Annotated in this window: 24 protein-coding genes; 17 read left to right on the top strand and 7 right to left on the bottom strand. The window is 62.5% G+C overall.

Going from position 1 to position 23091, the window contains the following annotated elements; all coding sequences use genetic code 11:
- Position 1 precedes the first annotated feature (1 nt).
- Entirely contained in the window at positions 2–1318 is a 1317-nt protein-coding gene (locus tag AWB77_RS14765; protein WP_061135199.1) for an MFS transporter, read from the top strand.
- Positions 1319–1420: 102 nt separating this feature from the next.
- Here AWB77_RS14765 and AWB77_RS14770 read toward each other — a convergent pair whose 3' ends face one another.
- From AWB77_RS14770 to AWB77_RS37320, 3 genes are all read right to left on the bottom strand, one after another.
- Positions 1421–1789 (bottom strand): hypothetical protein, encoded by a 369-nt coding sequence (locus AWB77_RS14770; RefSeq protein WP_157694815.1) that lies wholly within the window; start codon positions 1787–1789, stop codon positions 1421–1423.
- Between the two features lie 61 nt (positions 1790–1850).
- Positions 1851–2510, bottom strand: a complete 660-nt coding sequence (locus tag AWB77_RS14775; RefSeq protein WP_061135201.1) for a M35 family metalloendopeptidase — start codon at positions 2508–2510, stop codon at positions 1851–1853.
- A 79-nt stretch (positions 2511–2589) separates the two neighbouring features.
- Positions 2590–2760, bottom strand: a complete 171-nt coding sequence (locus tag AWB77_RS37320; protein ID WP_341844977.1) for a PAAR domain-containing protein — start codon at positions 2758–2760, stop codon at positions 2590–2592.
- 617 nt (positions 2761–3377) lie between these two features.
- On the opposite strand from AWB77_RS37320, the gene urtA reads away from it, so the two are divergent.
- The 16 genes from urtA to ureG all read left to right on the top strand — a co-directional run bounded on the left by urtA (position 3378) and on the right by ureG (position 18062).
- A complete protein-coding gene (urtA, locus tag AWB77_RS14780; protein WP_061135202.1) occupies positions 3378–4685 on the top strand; it encodes an urea ABC transporter substrate-binding protein in 1308 nt (435 codons plus the stop codon).
- A 71-nt stretch (positions 4686–4756) separates the two neighbouring features.
- Positions 4757–6361 (top strand): urea ABC transporter permease subunit UrtB, encoded by a 1605-nt coding sequence (gene urtB / locus AWB77_RS14785; RefSeq protein ID WP_061135203.1) that lies wholly within the window; start codon positions 4757–4759, stop codon positions 6359–6361.
- 3 nt (positions 6362–6364) lie between these two features.
- Positions 6365–7558 carry an urea ABC transporter permease subunit UrtC gene (gene urtC / locus AWB77_RS14790; protein ID WP_061135204.1) on the top strand — a complete coding sequence of 398 codons (1194 nt, stop codon included), beginning with the start codon at positions 6365–6367 and terminating at the stop codon, positions 7556–7558.
- On the top strand, positions 7555–8430 hold the full coding sequence (urtD, locus tag AWB77_RS14795) for an urea ABC transporter ATP-binding protein UrtD (RefSeq protein WP_061135205.1): 876 nt from the start codon (positions 7555–7557) through the stop codon (positions 8428–8430). Before urtC ends, urtD begins: the two co-directional genes overlap by 4 nt.
- 698 nt (positions 8431–9128) lie before the next feature.
- Entirely contained in the window at positions 9129–9821 is a 693-nt protein-coding gene (urtE, locus tag AWB77_RS14800) for an urea ABC transporter ATP-binding subunit UrtE (protein ID WP_061135206.1), read from the top strand.
- Positions 9822–9851: 30 nt separating this feature from the next.
- Positions 9852–10712, top strand: coding sequence for an urease accessory protein UreD (locus AWB77_RS14805; protein WP_061135207.1), 861 nt, complete (start codon positions 9852–9854; stop codon positions 10710–10712).
- 173 nt (positions 10713–10885) lie between these two features.
- Positions 10886–11674 (top strand): transporter substrate-binding domain-containing protein, encoded by a 789-nt coding sequence (locus tag AWB77_RS14810; RefSeq protein ID WP_061135208.1) that lies wholly within the window; start codon positions 10886–10888, stop codon positions 11672–11674.
- Between the two features lie 18 nt (positions 11675–11692).
- Positions 11693–12370: an amino acid ABC transporter permease gene (locus AWB77_RS14815; RefSeq protein WP_061135209.1), complete on the top strand. Its 678-nt coding sequence runs from the start codon at positions 11693–11695 to the stop codon at positions 12368–12370.
- The gene (locus tag AWB77_RS14820; RefSeq protein ID WP_061135210.1) at positions 12367–13017 is read left to right on the top strand and encodes an amino acid ABC transporter permease; all 651 of its coding nucleotides are present in this window, start codon (positions 12367–12369) and stop codon (positions 13015–13017) included. The genes AWB77_RS14815 and AWB77_RS14820 overlap by 4 nt, the downstream gene beginning before the upstream one ends.
- Positions 13004–13723, top strand: a complete 720-nt coding sequence (locus tag AWB77_RS14825) for an amino acid ABC transporter ATP-binding protein (protein WP_061135211.1) — start codon at positions 13004–13006, stop codon at positions 13721–13723. The genes AWB77_RS14820 and AWB77_RS14825 overlap by 14 nt, the downstream gene beginning before the upstream one ends.
- A gap of 89 nt (positions 13724–13812) precedes the next feature.
- Positions 13813–14115 (top strand): urease subunit gamma, encoded by a 303-nt coding sequence (locus AWB77_RS14830; RefSeq protein WP_008342482.1) that lies wholly within the window; start codon positions 13813–13815, stop codon positions 14113–14115.
- A gap of 4 nt (positions 14116–14119) precedes the next feature.
- Positions 14120–14425, top strand: a complete 306-nt coding sequence (locus AWB77_RS14835) for an urease subunit beta (RefSeq protein ID WP_014192077.1) — start codon at positions 14120–14122, stop codon at positions 14423–14425.
- 12 nt (positions 14426–14437) lie between these two features.
- Entirely contained in the window at positions 14438–16144 is a 1707-nt protein-coding gene (ureC, locus tag AWB77_RS14840) for an urease subunit alpha (RefSeq protein ID WP_061135212.1), read from the top strand.
- 1 nt (position 16145) lies between these two features.
- Complete coding sequence (gene ureE, locus AWB77_RS14845) at positions 16146–16733, top strand: urease accessory protein UreE (RefSeq protein ID WP_061135213.1); 588 nt, start codon at positions 16146–16148, stop codon at positions 16731–16733.
- The gene (locus AWB77_RS14850; protein ID WP_061135214.1) at positions 16720–17400 is read left to right on the top strand and encodes an urease accessory protein UreF; all 681 of its coding nucleotides are present in this window, start codon (positions 16720–16722) and stop codon (positions 17398–17400) included. The genes ureE and AWB77_RS14850 overlap by 14 nt, the downstream gene beginning before the upstream one ends.
- Positions 17401–17411: 11 nt before the next feature.
- The gene (gene ureG, locus AWB77_RS14855; RefSeq protein WP_061135215.1) at positions 17412–18062 is read left to right on the top strand and encodes an urease accessory protein UreG; all 651 of its coding nucleotides are present in this window, start codon (positions 17412–17414) and stop codon (positions 18060–18062) included.
- Between the two features lie 15 nt (positions 18063–18077).
- Here the strand turns inward: ureG and AWB77_RS14860 are convergent, their stop codons facing one another.
- From AWB77_RS14860 to waaC, 4 genes are all read right to left on the bottom strand, one after another.
- The gene (locus tag AWB77_RS14860) at positions 18078–18884 is read right to left on the bottom strand and encodes an FkbM family methyltransferase (RefSeq protein ID WP_061135216.1); all 807 of its coding nucleotides are present in this window, start codon (positions 18882–18884) and stop codon (positions 18078–18080) included.
- Positions 18885–19056: 172 nt separating this feature from the next.
- Positions 19057–20379 (bottom strand): lipid IV(A) 3-deoxy-D-manno-octulosonic acid transferase, encoded by a 1323-nt coding sequence (waaA, locus tag AWB77_RS14865; RefSeq protein WP_061135217.1) that lies wholly within the window; start codon positions 20377–20379, stop codon positions 19057–19059.
- Positions 20380–20411: 32 nt separating this feature from the next.
- Positions 20412–21296, bottom strand: a complete 885-nt coding sequence (gene kdoO / locus AWB77_RS14870; protein WP_061135218.1) for a Kdo hydroxylase KdoO — start codon at positions 21294–21296, stop codon at positions 20412–20414.
- A gap of 62 nt (positions 21297–21358) precedes the next feature.
- On the bottom strand, positions 21359–22354 hold the full coding sequence (waaC, locus tag AWB77_RS14875; RefSeq protein WP_061135219.1) for a lipopolysaccharide heptosyltransferase I: 996 nt from the start codon (positions 22352–22354) through the stop codon (positions 21359–21361).
- Positions 22355–23091: the final 737 nt, after the last annotated feature.

Here is a 23091-nt window from a genome sequence, read left to right on the forward strand (position 1 = left end):
CATGGCCAGCACCGCCAATCCCATGCCGCGTCCCGGCGCGGGCACGCCTTCAGCATTCGAGGAAGCGACTTACCGGAAGGTCGTCTGGCGCCTCGCGCCGCTTTTGCTCATTTGTTACGTGGTGGCGTATCTGGACCGCGTGAACGTCGGCTTCGCCAAACTGCAGATGGCCGCGGATTTGCAACTGTCGGATGCCGTGTATGGTTTCGGCGCGGGCATTTTCTTTTTCGGCTATTTCATCTTCGAGATACCGTCGAACATCATCTTGCATCGCGTCGGCGCGCGCGTGTGGATCGCGCGGATCATGATCACGTGGGGCATCATTTCCGCGCTCACGATGTTCATCACCACGCCGACGATGTTCTACGTCATGCGCTTTCTGCTCGGCGCGGCGGAAGCGGGCTTTTTCCCCGGCATCATTCTTTATCTGACGTACTGGTTTCCGGCGCAGCGGCGAGGACGCATCACGACGCTGTTCATGACGGCGATCGCGCTGTCCGGTCTGATCGGCGGGCCGATCAGCGGCTGGATCATGGATGCGTTTCACATGAAGAACGGCTGGCACGGCTGGCAATGGCTGCTGCTGCTCGAAGGCATTCCGTCGATCGTGGTCGGCATCGTCGTGTTTCTCAAACTGGATGACCGCATCGCGAAGGCTTCGTGGCTCACGCACGAAGAACGCGAACTGCTCGAACGTAATATCGCGGCGGACAACGTCGAGAAGGAAGACCTTTCGCTCGGCAAGATTCTGTCGAGCCCGAAGGTCTGGCTGATGAGCATCATCTACTTCTCGTTCGTGATGGGGCTGTATGGCGTGAGCTTCTGGCTGCCGACGATCATCAAGTCGATGGGCATCAAGGATGCGCTGCACGTCGGCCTGCTCTCCGCGATTCCTTACGGCGCGGCGGTGATCGGCATGCTGCTCGCGGCGCGCAGCGCGGACCGGTCGGGCGAGCGTCGCTGGCATATCGCGATTCCGGCGTTCATCGGTGCGATCGGGCTCGTGTTGTCGGTCGTGTGGGCGTCGAATACGACGCTGGCGATGCTTGGCCTCACGCTCGCGACGATGGGCATTCTCACGACGCTGCCGCTGTTCTGGAGTCTGCCGACGGCGTTTCTTGCGGGCACGGGCGCGGCGGCGGGGATCGCGATGATCAACTCGCTTGGGAATCTTGCGGGGTTCTTGAGTCCCTATCTCGTAGGGTGGTTGAAGCAGGTGACGGCTTCCAATGCCAGCGGGATGTTCATGCTTGCCGGGTTTCTCTTGCTTGGGGCGGTGTTGGTGCTTAGTGTGCCGGGGCGGCTGGTTAATCGGTGATTGGCTTGGCCGCCATGAAACTTTCCATCTATGCAAAAGCTGCTTAGCGGAATTCCCTCGTCGGCCCGATGTCCTGCGTCATCGAACATTGCGCCTTCCGACTCAGTTCGCAGGTTTTTCGCAGCAGCTGTTCGGGCATCCGATGCTTAACTGAACGAATGCCGATCGGCCTTCGGATCCATAACTGACTGGATTGCCGACCGAACCCACTTCGCTCTTGATTTCGATTGGCGCAATCGACAGCCCCGAATCCAAAGCGAGCTTAGCCGTTTCTATCGCTCGACGGCGAGCAAGCGCTTCGGGGCCGCCTTCGATGGGCATCGCATCTCCGGAAATGGATAGCCACTCCTGAAGTGGATACTTCGCGAGCATTTCAGAAGCCCAGGTATGAAAACGCGCCACGTGCTCGGCTGAAATCTCGAAGCGATCCTTTTCGAATGGTACTGAAAAGTACTGTGCGGGCCGATTCATGGAACCATTGCACGCAGCAAAAGACTCTGCGCACAGCAACACTAAACTCAATGCAACCGCTTTAAGGCAATTTTTCATCATAGATCACGAAGGCAGCAAGGGAGTCCGCATTCTTTAGGGCAAGTGTCTGGTTGGTTTGCCCCCACAACGCAAGCGGGGTCGAGATGACGTACCGTGGATCTCCGCTTCCAAAAGTATCGACGAAGTGAGTCACCTCATGGATAAGCGTTGAGACGCGCGAATCTTGGAACTCCCTGAAATCCGTCAGGACGTTGCAAAACTGCAGGCCAATCGCAATTCGTCTGTTCTGGATGTTCGGGCTGCAAACGTGCGCCGCCTCCCCATCCAGGTCGTTTAAGTTGGGTGCACACCCGAGGGCACGGTCTTCGTCGGCGCCTGAACGAATCAGATGAGTCGGCTTCAACTCCGACATGATGCTGCTCACTTTGGTGAAACCATCTAGAAGATACATTCGCGTGGCCTCGTCATCTCGACCGAACCACTTTCGCATTCGCTCCTTAGTCCTTGCGTCGTTGCGCCGAAGGTCATCGAGACGCCTGTTCAACAGAATATTCGACCATTCGATCAAGCGCGTCGCCATCTCGCGAAATTCCTTGTTGCTCATATTCGGACATATGCGGTCTGTGCTCACATCGATGGTCACGAAGGAGCCCTCGACGGTATTGGTCATTGACCTGTGAATTTCGAAGTACTCACTCATCAATCGAAATCCTTTATCTCGACCGCGATCTGTTGTGCCGCCGATGTCCTGATGCGTTGCGTTCTCCCTGCCTGGTCGGTCACGATTTTCCGGTGCCGTGGATCTTGTGCACGCCCTTGCAGTTTCCGCACGTTGCTTCATCGTCGCTGAGAGCGACCTTCCTTCCGTCGTCGCTGATTGTCGATGAAAAAGCGATAACCAAGCCGCCCGTAGTTGTCGGATCGCCGTCGCGTATCGCGGCCTTACGCATAGCTCAACCTCGAACCCGCCAGTGCCGCTTTGCGTCGCTCTGTTTTAGCGTTGCTCGATACTCGAATAAGGCGGAGACCGCGCTCCGGCGTTGAAGGTACGGTAGCTACCCGCTGAATTGTTCTGTCACGCTCCTGCATGATGCTTCCCAAGCTGTTGTCGAGGCGACAAACCTAGCGGGTTTCGAAGCTCGATGGAACAGGCTTACGTCATATTGTGTCGAGGAAGAACGACAACGCACAGATCGCGTGTTCGTTGCATCTCGCGCCATACCACTCGAACCTCGGATGGCCCTGCTCGTCACGACATTCGATCGCGTGTGCAGCGCGCGTGACGCCATTCGAACCACTGGGCGCGCGGCAGATTGAGCTAAGCACATATGCTCGCACGCGCGTCGGGAAAATAAATCGAAGCACACGCGCACCGCAACAATGCACGCAAGCCGACGCATGCACCAAAACCCCGCCCAACCGCCAGCGCGCAACCAGTAAAAACTCCACCCAACCTGCACCAAACCCGCGCCACTAGGGCAAAACGCCTCAATTGGCATACCCCTTGCAGAACGTCCCGAGCAATCGTCATTGCTCAAACAACCACATCGGCAAGGGGAACACTGAAATGAAACGACGCAGTCTGCTGAAGTTCGGCTCCATGTCGGGCGCGCTCGCCCTCGCGGGCCAGCTTCCGATCACGAAAGCCCACGCCGCCGATACCGGTCCGATCAAAGTCGGCATCCTGCATTCGCTCTCCGGCACGATGGCGATCTCCGAGACGTCGCTGAAAGACACCGCGCTCATGACCATCGCCGATATCAACAAGAACGGCGGCGTCATGGGCCGGCAAATCCAACCAGTCGTCGTCGATCCCGCTTCCAACTGGCCGCTCTTCGCCGAGAAAGCGCGTCAGCTTCTCACGCAGGACAAGTGCGCCGTCGTGTTCGGCTGCTGGACATCGGTGTCGCGCAAGTCCGTGCTCCCCGTATTCGAGGAGCTCAACGGCCTGCTCTTCTATCCCGTGCAATACGAAGGCGAAGAGATGTCGCGCAACGTCTTCTATACGGGCGCAGCGCCGAATCAGCAGGCGATTCCCGCCGTCGAATATCTGATGGGACCGGAAGGCGGCAGCGCCAAGCGCTTCTTCCTGCTCGGCACCGATTACGTCTACCCGCGCACGACCAACAAGATCCTGCGCGCGTTCCTTCACTCCAAGGGCGTGAAAGATGCAGACATTCAGGAGGTCTACACACCGTTCGGACATAGCGACTATCAAACCATCGTCGCGAACATCAAGACCTTTTCCCAAGGGGGAAAGACGACTGTCATCTCTACGATCAACGGCGATTCGAACGTACCGTTCTACAAGGAACTCGGCAACCAGGGCCTGAAGGCGACCGACGTGCCCGTCGTCGCGTTCTCGGTCGGCGAAGAAGAGTTGCGCGGCATCGATACGAAACCGCTCGTCGGCCACCTCGCCGCATGGAACTACTTCATGTCGGTGAAGAACCCGAACAACTCGAAGTTCGAGAAGGAATTCTTCGCCTACGCAAAGGCGCAGAACCTTCCGGGTGGCGACAAGCGCGTCACCAATGATCCGATGGAGGCCACCTTCGTCGGCATCCACATGTGGAAGCAGGCCGTCGAAAAGGCGAAGAGCGCCGATGTCGACAAGGTCCGCACCGCGATGATCGGACAGACCTTCGCCGCACCCTCGGGCTTCACGCTGACGATGGACGGCAATCACCATCTGCACAAGCCCGTGATGATCGGCGAAATTCGCGGCGACGGTCAGTTCAACGTCGTCTGGAAAACGAAGACCGCCGTGCGCGCGCAGCCGTGGAGCCCGTATATCGCGGGTAACGAGGGCAAGCCGGATGTCGTCAGCTCGATCCCCGCGTTCCTGCGCCGTCAGCGCGTGCGTATCGCGTAACGCATGATGCAGCGAGGCCGCGCGTTCCATGCGATGCGCGCGGCCTTTCGAGTTCCAACGCAAAGGCCCACATGACCGGCTCCTTCAAGCGCGCGCTGCTGGCGTTCATCTTCGCGATGACGTCGCTCGCGGCGCACGCCCTCACCAACGACGATCTCGCCCCGCTCGCCAGCGACGACTTCGAAGCCAAGACCGCCGCCATCGACAAGCTCATCGCCAACGCCGATGCGACTTCCATCGCCGTGCTCGGCGCGCTGTCCGATGGCTCGCTTGTGGCGACCGACAACGGTCACGTCTACATCCAGACCGACGACGGTACCAGGGACGCAATCACCGGCAAGACCGCCGACGCGCCCGATGCCCAACCGATCACGTTGAACAATCTGCTGCGCACGAAGGTTGCGGGCGCGCTGTCGGGCCTGCAACTCGCATCGACCGATACGGCCAAACGCCGCGACGCGATCGCCGCGCTCTTGAAGAACCCCGATGCATCGATGAAGCCGATGATCGATCGCGCGCGCGCCATCGAGAAAGATCCCGAACTGAAGAAGCGCCTCGACACACTCTGGGCGATGACCGCGCTGCACGATCCCGACGTGAACAGGCGTCTCGAAGCCGCGCAGCTCGTCGCGGCGCGCCACGACCTCGACATGTACGAACTGCTGCGTCCGATCGTCGCGAAGAAAGCCGATGGCACTTATAACGAACCCGACGAACGCGTGCGCAATGCCGCGCAGGAAGGCATCTACGCGCTCGATTCGATCCAGCGCCGCAGCGAAATCTTCGGCACGCTCTTCGCGGGCCTGTCGCTCGGCAGCGTGCTGCTGCTGGCGGCGCTCGGGCTTGCGATCACGTATGGACTCATCGGCGTCATCAACATGGCGCACGGCGAGTTCCTGATGATCGGCGCGTATGCGACCTATGTCGTGCAAAACCTCGTGCAGCACTACGCGCCCGCCGCGTTCAACTGGTATCCGCTGCTCGCCGTCCCTGCTTCGTTCATCGCAGCGGCGCTCGTCGGCATCGTGCTGGAAAGGCTGGTGCTGAAGCATCTCTACGGACGTCCGCTCGAAACGCTGCTGACGACCTTCGGCATCAGCCTGATCCTCATTCAAGCGACGCGCACGCTATTCGGCGCGCAGAACGTTCAAGTAACGAATCCTTCGTGGATGAGCGGCGGCGTCGCGGTGATGCAAAACCTCATCCTGCCGTACAACCGTCTCACGATCCTCGCGTTCTCGCTCGCGGTCGTCGCGATTGCGTGGGGCGTGCTCACGAAGACGCGCCTCGGCCTCTTCGTGCGCGCGGTGACGCAAAACCGCCGCATGGCCGCGTGCGTTGGCGTGAAGACGGCGCGCGTCGATTCGTATGCGTTCGCGTTCGGCGCGGGCATCGCGGGACTCGGCGGCTGCGCGCTCTCGCAGATCGGCAACGTCGGTCCCGATCTCGGTCAGAGCTACATCATCGATTCGTTCATGGCGGTGGTGCTGGGCGGCGTCGGCCAGCTCGCAGGCACGGTGATCGGCGGCTTCGGGCTCGGGCTCGTCAGCAAGGCGGTCGAGCCGTTCTGGGGCGCGGTGCTCGCGAAGATCGCGGTGCTGGTGCTCATCGTGTTGTTCATCCAGAAGCGTCCGCAGGGCATGTTCGCCCTGAAGGGCCGCAGCGCGGAGGCCTGAACGATGACCGCCTCGACCGATATCGGCACGAATCTCGATGTCACGCCGGAACCCGATGCGAGCGCTGCGCGCGCGGGCTTCGCGCTTGGACTGCCGCCGCGCGCCGCGTTGCTGCCGAAGAGCGGATGGTTGGCGCTGCTCGCGCTCGTCATCGCGATGGGCATCGTCGTGCCGGTCAGCGCGCTCGTGCTGCCGGAGACGAACACGTTCCATCTTTCCGCTTATGCGATGACGCTCGTCGGCAAGCTCATGTGCTATGCGATCGGCGCGCTCGCGCTCGATCTCGTGTGGGGCTACTGCGGCATCCTGAGCCTCGGCCACGCGCTCTTCTTCGCGCTCGGCGGCTACGCGATGGGCATGTACCTGATGCGCTCGATCGGCCGCGAAGGCACGTATCAAAGCGATCTGCCCGACTTCATGGTGTTTCTCGACTGGCACAAGCTGCCGTGGTACTGGGAAGGCACGGAGCATCTCTGGTATGCGTTGCTGCTCGTCGTGCTCGTGCCCGGCGTGCTCGCGTGGGTGTTCGGCTTCTTCACGTTCCGCTCGCGCGTGAAGGGTGTGTATTTGTCGATCATCACGCAGGCGATGACCTTCGCCGCGATGCTGCTCTTCTATCGCAACGAGACGGGCTTCGGCGGCAACAACGGCTTCACCGATTTCAAGCGCATTGCCGGTTTCCCGGTCACGCATCCGGGCACGCGCACCGCCCTCTTTCTCATCACGTTCGCGGTGCTCGTGCTCGCGTTTCTCGCGGCGCGATGGATCGTCACGTCGAAGCTTGGGCGCGTCGTGACCGGCGTGCGCGACGGCGAAGCGCGCCTCATGTTCCTCGGCTACAGCCCGCTCGCGTACAAGCTGTTCATCTGGACGGTGTCGGCGGTATTGTGCGGCATCGCAGGCGCGCTGTATGTGCCGCAGGTCGGCATCATCAATCCGAGCGAGATGTCGCCGGCGAACTCGATCGAAATGGCGATATGGGTCGCGGTCGGCGGACGCGGCACGTTGATCGGACCGATCGTCGGCGCGTTCGCCGTGAATGGCGCGAAGAGCTTTTTCACCGCGTATTTCGCGGAATACTGGCTCTTCTTCCTCGGCCTCATCTTCACGCTCGTGCCCTTGCTCTTGCCGAACGGCATCATGGGACTCATCGATCTCGCGCGTCGTAAGAAGGCGCATGGAGATGCAGCAGAATGACTGCACATAACGCATTGATCGTCGATCTGCCGCCCATTCCGCCGCTGCCGGAATCGAGCGACAAGAACATCAACGTCATCTCCGGACTGGGGCATGTGCTCACGCCGGGTGAGATCGACGTATCGCATGGCGCGATCCTCTACCTCGAAGACGTGACCGTGAGCTTCGACGGCTTTCGCGCGTTGAACAAGCTGACCTTATCGATCGACGTGGGCGAGTTGCGCTGCGTGATCGGCCCGAACGGCGCAGGCAAGACGACGATGATGGATGTCATCACCGGCAAGACGCGCCCCGACGACGGCAAGGTGTTTCTCGGGCAGACGCTCGATCTCACGCGCATGTCGGAGCCGGTGATCGCGCGCACGGGCATCGGCCGCAAGTTTCAGAAGCCGACGGTGTTCGAGAATCATCCTGTGTGGGAGAACCTCGAGCTTGCGATGAAGACGGACAAGCGCTGGTTCGCATCGTTACGGGCGCGGCTGGATGCTGCGGCGCAGGCGCGCATCGAAGAGACGCTGGAGCTCATTCGCCTTCAGCATCAGGCGACGCGGCTTGCGGGCGAGTTATCGCATGGACAGAAGCAGCGGCTCGAGATCGGCATGTTGTTGATGCAGCAGCCTGCTCTTTTACTGCTCGATGAGCCTGCCGCGGGCATGACCGATCATGAGACTATGGAGCTCGCTGAATTGCTCAACAAGCTGCGTGGGTCTTGTTCGATGATGGTCGTCGAGCATGATATGGAGTTTGTTGCCGCGCTTGCCGGGGATAGTGGGAAGGTTACTGTTATGGCTGAAGGGAGGGTTCTCGCCGAAGGCACGCTCGATGACGTCAAGCGGGACGAGGCTGTTATTGAGTCTTATCTTGGGCGTTGAGGGTTTTTTTTTTGGCGTGGGTTTTCAGTGGAAACCTGTTTTCGCGTCGGTCTATTGGCACTGCCCCTGTGCGGGGCGGCAGTCACTTTCTTTGCTGCTGCAAAGAAAGTAACCAAAGAAAGCAGCTTCTGTTACGCCCGCGGTCACACGCAGTTTGGGTAGTCCTCTCGTCCACCGTGGCACTCGCCTAAGTGTCGCCCTCTTAGGCCCAACCGGACTTGGATCGCGCACGGTCTGACTAGCCATAACGCCAAGGACGCTGGTTCAGCACGAAACAGTTCCGGCACCGCGCTGCGCGCTGCCGTCGGGTCCACAAAGGAAACCGACGAGCAGCATGTGCAGTGAGATAGAGACGTAAGTAGAGAAGCACGCGCATCCCCGATTGACCCGTCGGCCGCGTAGCGGGCCGGAGCTATTTCGTGCTGAACCAACGCGCCACGTGGCGCAATGTGACGGACCGTGCGCGAGCCAGGCCGCGTGATTGTGATGAGGGCACTCTTTAGGCGAGTGCCATCTGCGACGAGAGGACTACCCAAATTGCGTGTGACCGCGGGCGTATCAGTAGCTGCTTTCTTTGGTTACTTTCTTTGCAGCAGCAAAGAAAGTGACTGCCGCCCCGCACAGGGGCAACGCTAATAGACCGACGCGAATATGGGATCCGGCGAGAAAAAACGCAAAGACACCAAGAGACAAAGCAAATGCTAGAAGTCGAAAACCTGAATCAATACTACGGCGGCAGCCACATCCTCCGCGATGTGAAGCTGACCGTCCCCGATGGAAAGCTCACAGTCCTGCTAGGCCGCAACGGCGTCGGCAAGACGACGCTCTTGCGCTGCCTGATGGGCGTCGTCCCGACGAAAAGCGGCACCATCGCCTGGCGAGGCAACAAGATTTCCTCGATGCCCACGCACGCGCGCGTCGTCAACGGTCTCGCCTACGTGCCGCAAGGACGCGACATCTTCGGCCGCCTCACAGTCGAAGAAAACCTTCTGGTAGGCGCAGCAAGCCGAAAAGCGCCGTCGAAAATTCCGGACCACATCTACGCGCTGTTCCCCGTCCTCAAGGACATGAAGAACCGAAGAGGCGGCGATCTCTCCGGCGGCCAGCAACAGCAGCTCGCAATCGGCCGCGCGCTGATGAGCGAGCCGCAACTGCTCATCCTCGACGAACCAACCGAAGGCATTCAGCCATCCATCATCCGCGATATCGGACGAACGCTCCGGCAACTCGTCGACGAAATGGGCATGACCGTGCTGCTCGTCGAGCAGTATTACGACTTCGCGCGCGATCTCGCCGATCGGTACTGGGTCATGAGCCGCGGCGAAATCGTCGCGGGCGGCGCCGGCTCGGAAATGGACGCGCATGGAGTGCGCGAGCTGATCGCCGTATGATGAAGGCCCCTTCTCAAGCGCATCGTCTCCATGCTTCATGAATCACACGCGACGCTCGCCGATCCCGACATCTGGCGCGGCTCGCTCGAACTCGGTTACGCACGTCAGCACGGCCGCACCGTCTGCGTCCATCGCAAGCACCAAGGTCCGTTGCGGCTGCAACGGCCGCTCTATCCGGAAGGCGATATCTGTCATTCCGTGATCGTGCATCCGCCAGGCGGCGTCGCGGGCGGGGATCGCCTGTCCATCGACGTTCGATTGCAAGAGCACACGCACGCCGTCATCACGACGCCCGGCGCGACCAAGTGGTACAAGGCCAACGGCAAGCTCGCGACGCAGCGCATCGACATCGATCTCGCCGCGCACGCGAAGCTCGACTGGCTTCCGCAAAACAACATCGTGTTCGAATCGTCGAACATCGAACTCGACTTCAGTCTGACGCTCGATGAAGGCGCGAGCGCCATCGGCTGGGACGCGATGCTGCTCGGCCGCGCAGCCGCCGGCGAGAAATGGACGCAAGGGCATATCAAGGCGACATCGCGCATTGCGCATCGCAATGGTTCGACGCTCTGGTTCGAACGCACGCTGCTCGACGCAAGCGATCCGCTGCGCGATGCCGCTCAAGGTCTCGCAGGCTTTCCCGCCTACGGCACGCTCTGGGCAATCGGCCCCGCTTGCGACGACGCGCTCGCCGAAGCGCTCACCGCAACGCTGCCCTTCGACGACGAACTGCGCGCGGGCGCATCGTGCGTCGCGCCGGGCGTGCTGATCCTGCGCGCGATCAGCCGCTCGATGGAGCCGCTGCAAAACGCACTCACCGATTGCTGGGCGCATCTTCGACCCATCGTGCATGGCATCGAAGCACGCCCTCTGCGTTTGTGGACTACCTAGTACGCACCAGATGAGCGCATCTGCGTGCACGCCGTTTGTGCGCGACGCTCGACGCAAAACGGTTGGACGCATACGGTACAACGAAGACGCGTCGATGGCACGACTCTCGCTTTGAGCCTTCGCTCGAGAGCCGCGCATTCCAACGCGGCCGTTCATAGCCCGAAGGATCATCGATGCTCACGACTTTCTCCCGCACGCGGCGCACCGCGCTCGTCGCGCTTCTGCTTACGCTTGCGCCTTTCGCCGCACACGCCGACGCGCTCGACACCATCGCGAAGAACGGCACGTTGCGCGTCGCCGTGCCGGAAGACTATCCGCCCTTCGGCTCGGTCGGCGCCGACATGAAACCGCAAGGCTACGACGTCGACATGGCCGCGCTGCTCGCCAAGTCGATGAACGTGAAGCTCGAACTCGTGCCCGTCAACAGCGCGAACCGCATTCCGTATCTCACGACGAACAAGGTCGATCTCGTGATCTCGTCGCTCGGCAAGACGCCCGAGCGCGAGAAGGTGCTCGACTTCTCGACGCCCTACGCACCCTACTTCCAGGGCGTGTTCGGTCCCGCCGACATCAAGGTGAGCACGCCCGCCGATCTCACCGGCAAGACCGTCGGCGCGACGCGCGGTGCGCTCGAAGAGATCGCGCTTTCGCAGATGGCGCCGAACGCGACCATCAAGCGTTTCGAGGACAACAACGCGACCATCTCGGCGTTTCTCTCGGGTCAGGTTCAACTGATCGCGGCGGGCAACATCGTCGCGGCTGCGATCCTCTCGAAGAATCCGCCGCGCCGGCCCGAAGCGAAGTTCATCATCAAGGATTCGCCGTGCTTCGTCGGCATGAACAAGAACGAGCCGCGTCTGATGGCCAAGGTCGACGACACCATCGCGCAAGCGAAGAAGGACGGCACGCTCAACACGATGTCGAAGAAGTGGTTCAATCAGCCGCTGCCCGCAAGCCTTTGATCGGGAGCGCGGCATCGTATGGCCTATGAACTCCAATTCGCCGATCTCGCACAATACGCCGGCATGTTCGCGAGCGGCGCGGCGACGACGCTCGCGCTGACCGCCGTCTCGACGGCGCTCGGCGTAACGGTCGGCGTGCTCGGTGCGGCCGCGCGCAACAGCCGGCGCGCGTGGCTCGCGGCGATCGCCGGCGGTTATGTCGAAGCGATCCGCAACACGCCGTTCATCGTGCAACTGTTCTTCGTGTTCTTCGGCCTGCCCGCGCTCGGCATACACCTGAGCGAATACGTCGCGGCCATTCTCGCGATGACGCTCAATCTCGGCGCGTACTCGATCGAGATCATCCGCGCGGGCATCGCCGCCGTGCCGAAGGGTCATCTCGAAGCGGCGGCTTCTCTTGCGATGTCGCCCGGCGAAGCGTTTCGTCACGTCGTGTTGCCGCAGGCGCTCGCAAAAGTCTTCCCTGCATTGACGAGCCAGATCGTCATCACGATGCTCGGTTCGGCGGTCGTATCGCAGATATCGGTGCCCGACCTCACCTACGCCGCGAGCTACATTCAGTCGCGCAACTTCCGCGCGTTCGAGACGTGCTTCTTCATCACGGCCGCGTATCTCGTGATGGCGCTCGTGCTGCGCGCCGCGTTGAACGCGATGGGCAAGCGCTTCCTGATGAACCACCGGAGCGCCGCGCGATGATCGAGTTCACCTTCGCGCAGATCTTCGAGAACCTGTTGCTCGCGGCGCGCTGGACCGTCGTGCTGTCGATCGTGTCGTTCGTGCTCGGCGGCATCGTCGGCTTCGTGCTGCTCGTGATGCGCGTGTCGAAATCGCAAGTGCTGCGGATGCTCGTCAAAGGCTATATCCAGGTCTTCCAGGGCACACCGCTGCTGATGCAACTCTTCCTCGTGTTCTTCGGCTTGCCGCTGCTCGGCATCGACGTCTCGCCGTGGCTCGCGGCGACCGTCGGCCTCACGCTCTTCACGAGCGCGTATCTCGCGGAAATCTGGCGCGGCGCGGTCGAAGCGGTGCCTGCTGGACAATGGGAAGCGTCGTCGTCGCTGGCGATGAATTACATCGAGCAGCTTCGTCACGTGATCCTGCCGCAAGCGACGCGCATCGCGGTCGGCCCGACCGTCGGCTTCGCGGTGCAGGCGGTGAAGGACACGGCGCTCGTTTCGATCATCGGCTTCACGGAACTCACGAAGGCCGGCACGATGATTTCGAATGCGACCTTCCGGCCGTTCCTCGTATATGGCCTCGTCGCCGTCATCTACTTCTTGCTGTGTTATCCGCTGACGCGCTATGCGCGCACGCTCGAAAGGAAATGGAATGCCGCTCGTTGAAACCCGCAATCTTCAGAAGCAGTTCGGCGCGAATCAGGTGCTGAAGGGTATCGACTTCTCCGTCGAGCGCGGGCAAGTCGTGTCGATCATCGGGCGAAGCGGCTCGGGCAAGAGCACGTTGCTGCGCACGTTGAACGGTCTGGAAAGCATCGACGAAGGCTCGATTCAGATCGACGGCGAGCATATCGATGCGCGTCATGCCGACCTTCGCGCACTGCGCCTGAAAGTCGGCATGGTGTTCCAGCAATACAACCTCTTTCCGCATCTCACGGCCGGCGAGAACGTGATGCTCGCGCAGACCGTCGTCAAGAAGATCCACAAGGCGAAGGCGCGGGCGAGCGCGCATTCGGTGCTCGAACGCGTTGGCCTCGGCGACAAGTTCAACGCGTATCCCGATCAGCTTTCGGGCGGCCAGCAGCAACGCGTCGCGATCGCGCGCGCGCTCGCGATGAAGCCGACCGTGCTGCTCTGCGACGAGATTACGTCGGCGCTCGATCCCGAGCTCGTCGGCGAAGTGCTTGCCGTTGTCGAAGACCTCGCGCGCGACGGCATGACGCTCATCATGGTCACGCACGAAATGCGCTTCGCACGCAAGGTGAGCGACAAGGTCGTCTTCATGCATCAGGGACGCGTGTGGGAATCGGGCGCGCCGGAAGAAATTTTCGAGCGGCCATCGACCGTGGAGTTGCAGCGCTTCATCCAGTGAGTCGAAAGGCGCATGAAAGCCCCGTAAAACGGGCCATTGCAGTGCTAGCATTGCAAGGCCCGAAACACTTTTCTCCATAGAAGAAGCCCATGAAACTCACGCCCAGAGAAAAGGACAAGCTGCTGATCTTCACCGCAGCCCTGCTCGCCGAGCGCCGCCGCGCGCGCGGCCTTAAGCTCAATCATCCGGAAGCGGTCGCGTTCATCTCGGCGGCGTTGATGGAAGCGGCGCGCGACGGCAAGACCGTCGCCGAAGTCATGCACTACGGCACCACGCTCCTCACGCGTGACGACGTGATGGAAGGCGTGCCCGAGATGATCCCCGACATCCAGATCGAAGCAACCTTCCCCGACGGCACCAAGCTCGTCACCGTTCATCATCCGATTCCCTGACATCATGATCCCCGGCGAATATTTCATCGACGATGGCGAGCACGAACTGAACGCGGGCCGCGAGACGGTAACGGTCGTCGTCGCGAATCATGGCGACCGCCCGGTCCAGGTCGGCTCGCATTACCACTTCTACGAAGTCAACGCGGCGCTCAAGTTCGAACGCGAGAAGGCGCGCGGCTTTCGATTGAACATCGCGGCGGGCACGGCCGTGCGCTTCGAACCCGGTCAGGAACGCACCGTGGAACTCGTTGCGCTGGCGGGCGATCGCCACGTCTACGGCTTCAACGCGCTCGTCATGGGCCCGCTCTAAAAAAGGACAGATATGACGCTACGCATCGGCCGCCGCGCTTATGCGGAAATGTTCGGCCCGACGACCGGCGACCGCGTGCGCCTCGCCGACACCGAACTCATCATCGAAGTCGAACGCGACTTCACGACCTACGGCGAAGAAGTGAAATTCGGCGGCGGCAAGGTGATCCGCGACGGCATGGGCCAGTCGCAACGCGTCGCCGCCGACGTCGTCGATACGGTGGTGACCAACGCGCTGATCCTCGATCACTGGGGCATCGTGAAGGCCGATATCGGCATCAAGAGCGGTCGCATCTTCGCCATCGGCAAGGCGGGCAATCCGGACATTCAGCCGAACGTGAACATCGCGATCGGCGCGGCGACTGAAGTGATCGCGGGCGAAGGCATGATCGTCACGGCGGGCGGCGTCGATACGCACATCCACTTCATCAGCCCGCAACAGATCGACGAAGCGCTCGCGAGCGGCGTCACGACGATGCTCGGCGGCGGCACCGGCCCCGCCACCGGCACCAACGCAACCACCTGCACGCCGGGTCCGTGGCACATGGAGCGCATGCTGCAAGCCGCCGATGGCTGGCCGATGAACCTCGGCTTTCTCGGCAAGGGCAACGCGAGCCTGCCCGCGCCGCTGATCGAGCAAGTGAAGGCAGGCGCGATCGGTTTGAAGCTGCACGAAGACTGGGGCACGACGCCCGCCGCGATCGACAATTGCCTGAGCGTCGCCGACGACACCGACACGCAAGTCGCCATCCACACGGACACGCTGAACGAAGCGGGCTTCGTCGAAACCACCATTGCCGCATTCAAGGGCCGCACGATCCACACGTATCACACGGAAGGCGCGGGCGGCGGCCATGCGCCGGACATCATCAAGGTCGCGGGCGAATCGAACGTGCTGCCCTCCTCCACGAATCCGACGCGCCCGTACACCGTCAACACGCTCGACGAGCATCTCGACATGCTGATGGTGTGCCATCACCTCGATCCGTCGATTGCGGAAGACATCGCGTTCGCGGAATCGCGCATTCGCCGCGAGACCATCGCCGCGGAAGACATTCTTCACGATCTCGGCGCGCTATCGATGCTTTCTTCGGATTCCCAGGCAATGGGCCGCGTCGGCGAAGTCATCATCCGCACGTGGCAGACCGCGCACAAGATGAAGGTGCAGCGCGGCGCATTGCCCGAAGACGGCGCGCGCCACGACAACTTCCGCGCGAAGCGTTACGTCGCGAAGTACACGATCAATCCGGCGATCACACATGGCATCGCGCATGAAGTCGGTTCGATCGAGCCGGGCAAATGGGCCGATCTCGTCTTTTGGGAACCCGCGTTCTTCGGCGTGAAGCCGGCGCTGATCCTGAAGGGCGGCATGATCGCGCTCGCGCAGATGGGCGACCCGAACGCGTCGATTCCCACACCGCAGCCGGTGCATTATCGCGAGATGTTCGCGACGCGCGGCGGCGCGCTCGGCAAGACGTCGCTCACGTTCGTATCGCAGATGGCGATGGAAGCGCGCATCGCGGATCGTTATGGCCTGCAAAAGCAGATCGTCGCGGTGAAGAACTGCCGCAGTGTGACGAAGGCCGACATGATTCACAATGCATGGCAACCGTCCATCAGCGTCGATCCGCAGACCTATCAGGTGATCGCCGACGGACAATTGCTCACCTGCGATCCCGCCACCGTTCTGCCGATGGCGCAGCGTTACTTCCTGTTCTGACATGCGTACCATCGACAAACGTCTTACCGCGAAGCTCGCCGACGTCCTCAAGAAGCGCGCGCCCACGCTGACCCTTCCCTTCGACGCGCGCTGCAAGAGCCGCCTCGCCGCCACGCTCGACAACGGCGAGGAAGTCGCGCTCGTGATGCCGCGCGGCACCGTGCTCGCGGACGGCGACATGCTCGTCGCGGATGACGGCGGCTTCGTGCGCGTCGTCGCGGCGGCGGAGGACGTGCTCATCGTGCGCGCGCCGAGCGTGCGTCTCTTGACGCGTGCGGCCTATCACCTCGGCAACCGGCACACGCCCGTCGAAGTCGGCGCGGAGTATCTGAAGCTCGAAGCCGATGCCGTGCTCGAAGACATGCTGAAGCGCCTGGGCGTGCTCGTCGCGCACGAGTCGCAGCCGTTCCAGCCCGAAACGGGCGCGTATGGCGGCGGCCACAAGCATGGCCACGACGAAACCTTCGGCGAGGACTACGCGCTCGCGCAGAAGGTCTTCGACGAGCATCACGGGCACGATCACGATCACTCGTCGTGCGGTCACGATCACGATCACGGCCATCATCATCACGGCCATGCGCATCGCTGAGCTGACCGCGCTGCTGCATCTCGCGTCGCCGGCATTGCCGATCGGCGCATTCAGCTATTCGCAGGGACTCGAAGCGGCGATCGAGCACGGTCTGATCCATGACGGCGACAGCGCGCGCGACTGGATCGCGAGCGGCCTCTCCAGCATGCTTGCGCGCGGCGAATTGCCGATGCTCGCGCATCAGATCGAACACTGGCGTTCGCACGACGAAGCCGCGCTGAAGGCCGCGAACGATGACTACATCGCGAGCCGCGAATCGGCCGAATTGCGGCGCGAAACCGAGCAGATGGGCTGGTCGCTCGCGCAGCTTTGCGCATCGCTCGAATGGGGCGACACGGCCCGCCGCGCGACGCTCGCCGCGATCAAGCCCATCGCGCAGCCAACCGCGTTCGCCTTCGCCGCGTTCGCGCACGATGCAACGCCGGAAGCCGCGCTCGCCGCTTATGCGTTCAGCTGGGTCGAGAATCAGGCGGCCGCGGCGCTGAAGGCCGTGCCGCTCGGACAGCTTGCAGGGCAGCGCATCATCGTTGCGTTGCGCGAGCCAATCGATGCCGCCGTGCGCCGCGCGCTCGATACATCGCCCGATCAGATCAACACCTTCGCGCCGCAGCTCGGCGTTTTGTCCGCGCGGCACGAATCGCAATATTCACGGCTTTTCCGCTCTTGAACCGACACTCCATGAACGCTCCCGCTTACTCTTCCGCCGCCCGCCGAACCAAGAAACTGCCGCCGTTGCGCGTCGGCGTGGGCGGCCCGGTCGGCTCCGGCAAGACCACGCTGCTCGAAATGCTCTGCAAGGCGATGCGCGAGAAATACGATCTCGTCGCCATTACCAACGATATCTACACGAAGGAAGATCAGCGCCTGTTGACGGTCGCAGGCGCGCTGCCCGCCGAACGCATCATGGGCGTGGAAACGGGCGGCTGCCCGCACACGGCCATTCGCGAAGATGCGTCGATCAATCTCGAAGCCGTCGATCGCATGGTGTCGAAGTTTCCCGACGCGGATATCGTGTTCATCGAATCCGGCGGCGACAATCTCGCGGCGACCTTCAGCCCCGAACTCTCCGATCTCACCATCTACGTGATCGATGTCGCGGGCGGCGAGAAGATTCCGCGCAAGGGCGGGCCGGGCATCACGAAGTCGGATCTGCTCGTCATCAACAAGACCGATCTTGCGCCTCACGTCGGCGCGAATCTCGACATCATGGCGAGCGACGCGAAGAAAATGCGCGGCGAGCGGCCCTTCGTGATGTGCAATCTGAAGGCGCTCGACGGGCTCGATGACGTCATCGGCTTCATCGAGAAGAAGGGATTGCTGCTCGCGTAAAACGCGGGGATCGCGCTACGACAGCGCGATCGAATTCGATATCGAGACCGCGTTTTCGCCGACCTGCACGAAGTCGCGCTTCATCTCGACATGCCATTGCAGGAAGTTGCGGCTGTTCGATTCGCCCGGCAGCATCCAGTCGTGCAATTCGATCATGATGACGGGGAACGCGTTCAGCGCATCGCAGTGGCGCGAGAACAGGTCCGACTCCGCGCCTTCGATATCGATCTTGAGGATGAACGGCGTCACGCCCGACGAGGGCATCACGTCTTCGAGCGTGAGCGCATCGACGGCGTAACCTTTCTCGACGGGCTGCTCCGCCGTGCGGAACGCCCACTCGCCGCCGCCCGGATCGTTGAGATAAAGCGTGCCGCGCTTCGCCGCGATTGCAGCGTTGAGCGGCGCGATCTGCGGGAATGCCGCCGCGTTCTTGCTGAGCAGCGCGAAATTCGATACATCCGGCTCGATCGCGACGATCTTCGCCTTCGAATACGTGAGCGCGAACCACACGGCGGCCGCGCCGATATTCGCGCCCGCATCGACGATCAGCGGCGTCTCGCAAGCCTCGTAGAACGCGCGGATTTCCTTCGCGCGCAGCAGATGATCCGTCGCGTATTCGCGCAGAAAGAAAATCTGCCGGCAAACCGATCGATCCGCCGGGCATGGCCGATATTCGAAACGCCGGTTACCCGGAAGCACGAGACCGTGCGCGCCGTAGCGGACGGTGCCCCATGCATCGGCCGGTTCGGGGGATGGCCGCAAAAGGCGCAGGAGCCCGGGCGGCATCATGTCTTTGACGACGGACTTGATGAGGTCTTGCATGCGCGTCCTCGGAGAAAAATGGAAGCACGTTCGCAGGCAACCGGCGCTTGTTATCCGTTCGATGAAACCGGCTCAGGGAAGCTCAGTATCCTCCGAACTTTTTTGACGCTCAACCCGGTTTTTCGTCGGAGGAAAGACGCTCTGCGCGACGAAGCGGCAGCAACGCGCGCGGTCACTTCGACGCGTCGCTTTCCTCTTCGAGCAATGCGCTCAGCACGCTCACCGTGCGCTCCGTCGCGCCGCGATGCCGCGCCGCAAACGCGGAAGCCGCCGCGCTCATCGAAAGACGGCGCGCCTTGTCGCCGAAGATTTCTCGCAGCCCGCGCGCCAGTTCCTGCGGGTCCTGCACGCGCAACGCGGCGCCTGCCGCGATCGCATCGTTGGTCGCCTGCGTGAAGTTGAACGTGTACGGGCCGATCAGCACCGGCACGCCCGCCGCGCACGCTTCGATCAGATTCTGCCCGCCGAGCGGCAAAAGACTTCCGCCGATGAACGCCAGATCCGACGCCGCGTAATACGCGCCGAGTTCGCCCATCGAATCGCCGAGCAAGACCTGCACGCTCGCCGGCAACGGCTCCGGCACGTCCGCGCCCGATCCGGCAGCGGCTGGCTTCGGCGCCCACACCGAACGGCGCGCGCCTGTGAGCCCGAGACTCGCGATCAGCGCCGATACTTCATCGAAACGCTGTGGATGACGCGGCACCAGGATCAGCAGCGCATCGGGCACGTTGAGCGCCGCGAACGCGCGCAGCACGAGCGTCTCCTCGCCTTCGCGCGTGCTCGCCGCGACCCACACGGGCCGCTCGCCGATCGCCGCGCGCCACGCCTGACCGCGCGCGACGAGTTCGGGCGGCGCGGTCATGTCGAACTTCAGATTGCCGAGCACGGCGACGTTGCGCGCGCCGAGCGCGGTGAGCCGCTCCGCATCGGACGGCGTCTGCGCGAGCACGCGCGAAAAACCGCCGAACACTTCGCGCACCGCGCGCCCGAACTTTGCCGCGCGCCGATACGAACGCTCCGACATGCGCGCGTTCGTCAGCACGAGCGGCATGCCGGCGCGTTTGCATTCGTCGATGAGTGTCGGCCAGACTTCCGTCTCCATCACGATGCCGAGCGATGGCCGCCACGCGCGCAGGAAACGCCGCACGAGAACGGGCAGATCGTAGGGCAGATAGGCGCGCAGCACGCGATCGCCGAACAGTTCGACGCCGGTCGCACGTCCGCTCGGCGTCATGTGCGTGAGCAGCACGCGCGCTCCGGGATGCGCCTTCAGCAGTGCGTCGATGAGCGGTTGCGCCGCGCGCGTCTCGCCGACCGATACCGCGTGCACCCAGATGAGCGGCGCGGGATCGTCGGCGCGGCGCGGAGCGATGTGTCCGAACCGTTCGCCGATATGTTCGCGATAACCGCGTTCCTTGCGCGAGCGGATGTAGAGCCGCAGCACCGCGAGCGGCGCGACGATCCACCACAGCGCGCGATAGACGACTCTCAGCACAGTGGCCGATGCGCCCGGAGAAGCCGCGCCGCTCAAACGAGCGCCCTGCCCTTCAGGCGCTCGAGAATGCCGAGCGGCGCGTGATCGGGGCGCGCCATCGCCTTGACGGGCAGAAAGAAGGTCTGCTCCATCATGAACTGGCCGGACATCACCGCGTGCGATGTGTGATCGGAGAAGCAGACCCACACCGAGCCCGGCGGGAACGGCATGGTTTCCTGCGGCGAAGTCTTCTGATAATCGAGATCGGCCTTCATCGCGTCATGCAGATTGAGCATGAGATGGTCGTACTCGCTGCGCTTCGACTTGGTGATGTGCAGCAGATTCATGAGCCATGCCGAGCCGGGCGCCTGCGCCTTGATGGCGGGCAAAAATCGCTTTGCCATGTCCTCGAACGGTTCGCCGACGCGCCATACGCGCGGCGCGCCATTCGGATTGACGTTCGTGAACACGCGCAGGATGCGCTCGCCGTAGTTCGGGCGCGACGGGAAGGCATCGACGTGCAGGCGGCTGTCGTCCTTGCGCCACGACGTTTCGCGCGTTTCGACCTGATGCAGCCGCAGACTCGTCGGCGCGACGCGCAGCTTGCCGTCGTATTCGGGAAAGAGCCCGTCGACGAGCGAGCGCGCGTGATCCTGATAACGCTTGATGAGCGAGCGCACCGCCGACTGCATCACGCTGTCGCCGAGCACGCCGGCGAGCGCGCCGCCGTTGGGCGCGAGGCTGATGTTCTTGCGCTTCGGGTCCGCGATCTTCGGATCGAGCAGCGCGCGTTCGCCGCCGTCGATCGGAAAACGCAGATTGGGGAAATACAGCACCTTGCCGTTTTCGACGCCGGCAAGGAGCGTCTCGCGCGGCACGGACAAATTCTTGCCTTGCCAATCGCCCGACGCGACTTCGATGATTTGAGATTCCGTCATGTGTCTACGACCTTGAGTTGCCCGCGCACGGCGAGAGCGCACGATGAAAGCGCCACGGCGGACTACAGCAGGCCGAAGCCCGCGAGCGCGGCCTTGACTTCGGAAAGCATCGGATGCCGGCTCGCGTCGCCGAGATTGACGACCTGCGGCGACCAGTAGCCGCCGGTGCGCCATGCGGTCGAGAAATTGTACAACTCGACGGTGGGGCGCTTCAGCGCCGCGGCAATATGCACCAAGCCCGTATCGACGCCGACGGTTGCCGCGGCGCCGTCGATCAAGCCGACCACCGCGGGCAGCGACATCTTCGGCGGCACGATTGCGGCCGCGCCGAATTCCTTCGCGAGCTTTTCGCTCGTCGCGCGTTCGGCCTCGCTGCCCCACGGCAGCACGATCGACGCGCCGCGCGTCACGAGCGCCTGACCCAGTTCGATCCATGCGGCCTCGGGCCATTGCTTGTCGGCGCGCGACGTGGCGTGAACGAACACGACGTACGGCACCGGCAGATTCAGTCCGAGTTCGGAGACGGCGAGTGTTGCGCGGCGCGTGTCGAGCCCGAAGTCGATGTCGTCGGTGGTTTGCGGCTTCGGCAGATCGAGCGCCGCCGCCACGAGTTGCCGTGTGCGTTCGACGACGTGCGTGCGCGGCTCGATCGGCACGCGCCGGTCGTAGAAGAAGCGCACTGGCCATTCGTAGCCCGCGCCGTCGGTGCGATTGCCGAGCCCGACGAGCGGCCCGCGCGCCCAGCTCGCGACCCACGCGGTCTTGATGAGCCCTTGGCAGTCGATGACGAGATCGTATTTTTCGGCGGCGAGTTCGCGCTTGAATTTGCCGATTTCACGCCAGTTGGCGGGCGATGCGAACGCACGACGCCAGCGCCTGAGCGAGAACGGGATCGCGCGGCGCACGCCGTGGACCAGTTCGACGAGACTGGCGAAGCTTTCTTCGACGAGCCAGTCGATTTGCGCATCGGGATAACGGCGGCGGATGTCGGCGATGGCCGGCATGTTGTGGACGACGTCGCCGAGCGACGACACGCGGACGATCAGGATCTTTTGCACGTCGGGGTTTGGGGTGCTGCGCGGGATGCGGAAAGGGGTGATTTTAGAGTGTGTTGTTTGGTTTTGCTGCGCTTTTGAATTTTGCTTTGGTGTGGGCGCTTTTGTTTCTTTTTTGCCGGATCCCGAATTCTTTGTGGTCTATTTGCGCTGCCCCTGTGCGGGGCGGCAGTCACTTTCTTTGCTGCTGCAAAGAAAGTAACCAAAGAAAGCAGCTTTTCTAAGCCCGCGGTCACACGCAGTTTGGGTAGTCCTCTCGTCCCAGGTGGCACTCGCCTAAGTGTCGCCCTCATAGGACCAACCGGGCTTGGCTCGCGCACGGTCTGACCTGCTAGTCCGCCACGGGCGCTGGTTCAGCACCAAATAGCTCCGGCCCGCTTCGCGGCCGATGGGTTGAATGAGTGCGCATGCGCATGCGTCCCGCTGGTTTCCCTCGCATACCCGACGGCAGCGCGTAGCGCAGTGCCGATGCTCTTTCGCGCTGAACCAGCGCCTGTGACGTTGTGGCTAGTCAGACCGCGCGCGAGCCAAGCACGATTTGGATTGTGAGGGCACTCTTTAGGCGAGTGCCACCGTGGATGAGAGAACTACCCAACGTGCGTGTGACCGTGGGCCTGAAAAGCTGCTTTCTTTGGTTACTTTCTTTGCAGCAGCAAAGAAAGTGACTGCCGCCCCGCACAGGGGCAGCGCCAATAGACCGACGCGAATTCAGGTCATCCGCAAAAAATAACCGCGCCGGT

Source organism: Caballeronia fortuita, assembly GCF_001544835.2.
Lineage (GTDB): Bacteria > Pseudomonadota > Gammaproteobacteria > Burkholderiales > Burkholderiaceae > Caballeronia > Caballeronia fortuita.

Bases quoted from the DNA above. Each gene is read 5' to 3' on its own strand.
- urtD (WP_061135205.1), top strand. From the start codon at position 7,555: ATGACTGCACATAACGCATTGATCGTCGATCTGCCGCCCATTCCGCCG.
- urtC (WP_061135204.1), top strand. From the start codon at position 6,365: ATGACCGCCTCGACCGATATCGGCACGAATCTCGATGTCACGCCGGAA.
- ureC (WP_061135212.1), top strand. From the start codon at position 14,438: ATGACGCTACGCATCGGCCGCCGCGCTTATGCGGAAATGTTCGGCCCG.
- AWB77_RS14835 (WP_014192077.1), top strand. From the start codon at position 14,120: ATGATCCCCGGCGAATATTTCATCGACGATGGCGAGCACGAACTGAAC.
- AWB77_RS14805 (WP_061135207.1), top strand. From the start codon at position 9,852: ATGCTTCATGAATCACACGCGACGCTCGCCGATCCCGACATCTGGCGC.
- AWB77_RS14860 (WP_061135216.1), bottom strand. From the start codon at position 18,884: ATGCAAGACCTCATCAAGTCCGTCGTCAAAGACATGATGCCGCCCGGG.
- urtA (WP_061135202.1), top strand. From the start codon at position 3,378: ATGAAACGACGCAGTCTGCTGAAGTTCGGCTCCATGTCGGGCGCGCTC.
- AWB77_RS14815 (WP_061135209.1), top strand. From the start codon at position 11,693: ATGGCCTATGAACTCCAATTCGCCGATCTCGCACAATACGCCGGCATG.
- AWB77_RS14810 (WP_061135208.1), top strand. From the start codon at position 10,886: ATGCTCACGACTTTCTCCCGCACGCGGCGCACCGCGCTCGTCGCGCTT.
- AWB77_RS14820 (WP_061135210.1), top strand. From the start codon at position 12,367: ATGATCGAGTTCACCTTCGCGCAGATCTTCGAGAACCTGTTGCTCGCG.
- AWB77_RS37320 (WP_341844977.1), bottom strand. From the start codon at position 2,760: ATGCGTAAGGCCGCGATACGCGACGGCGATCCGACAACTACGGGCGGC.
- urtE (WP_061135206.1), top strand. From the start codon at position 9,129: ATGCTAGAAGTCGAAAACCTGAATCAATACTACGGCGGCAGCCACATC.
- AWB77_RS14825 (WP_061135211.1), top strand. From the start codon at position 13,004: ATGCCGCTCGTTGAAACCCGCAATCTTCAGAAGCAGTTCGGCGCGAAT.
- urtB (WP_061135203.1), top strand. From the start codon at position 4,757: ATGACCGGCTCCTTCAAGCGCGCGCTGCTGGCGTTCATCTTCGCGATG.
- AWB77_RS14850 (WP_061135214.1), top strand. From the start codon at position 16,720: ATGCGCATCGCTGAGCTGACCGCGCTGCTGCATCTCGCGTCGCCGGCA.
- ureG (WP_061135215.1), top strand. From the start codon at position 17,412: ATGAACGCTCCCGCTTACTCTTCCGCCGCCCGCCGAACCAAGAAACTG.
- AWB77_RS14830 (WP_008342482.1), top strand. From the start codon at position 13,813: ATGAAACTCACGCCCAGAGAAAAGGACAAGCTGCTGATCTTCACCGCA.
- AWB77_RS14770 (WP_157694815.1), bottom strand. From the start codon at position 1,789: ATGAATCGGCCCGCACAGTACTTTTCAGTACCATTCGAAAAGGATCGC.
- ureE (WP_061135213.1), top strand. From the start codon at position 16,146: ATGCGTACCATCGACAAACGTCTTACCGCGAAGCTCGCCGACGTCCTC.
- AWB77_RS14775 (WP_061135201.1), bottom strand. From the start codon at position 2,510: ATGAGTGAGTACTTCGAAATTCACAGGTCAATGACCAATACCGTCGAG.
- AWB77_RS14765 (WP_061135199.1), top strand. From the start codon at position 2: ATGGCCAGCACCGCCAATCCCATGCCGCGTCCCGGCGCGGGCACGCCT.
- kdoO (WP_061135218.1), bottom strand. From the start codon at position 21,296: ATGACGGAATCTCAAATCATCGAAGTCGCGTCGGGCGATTGGCAAGGC.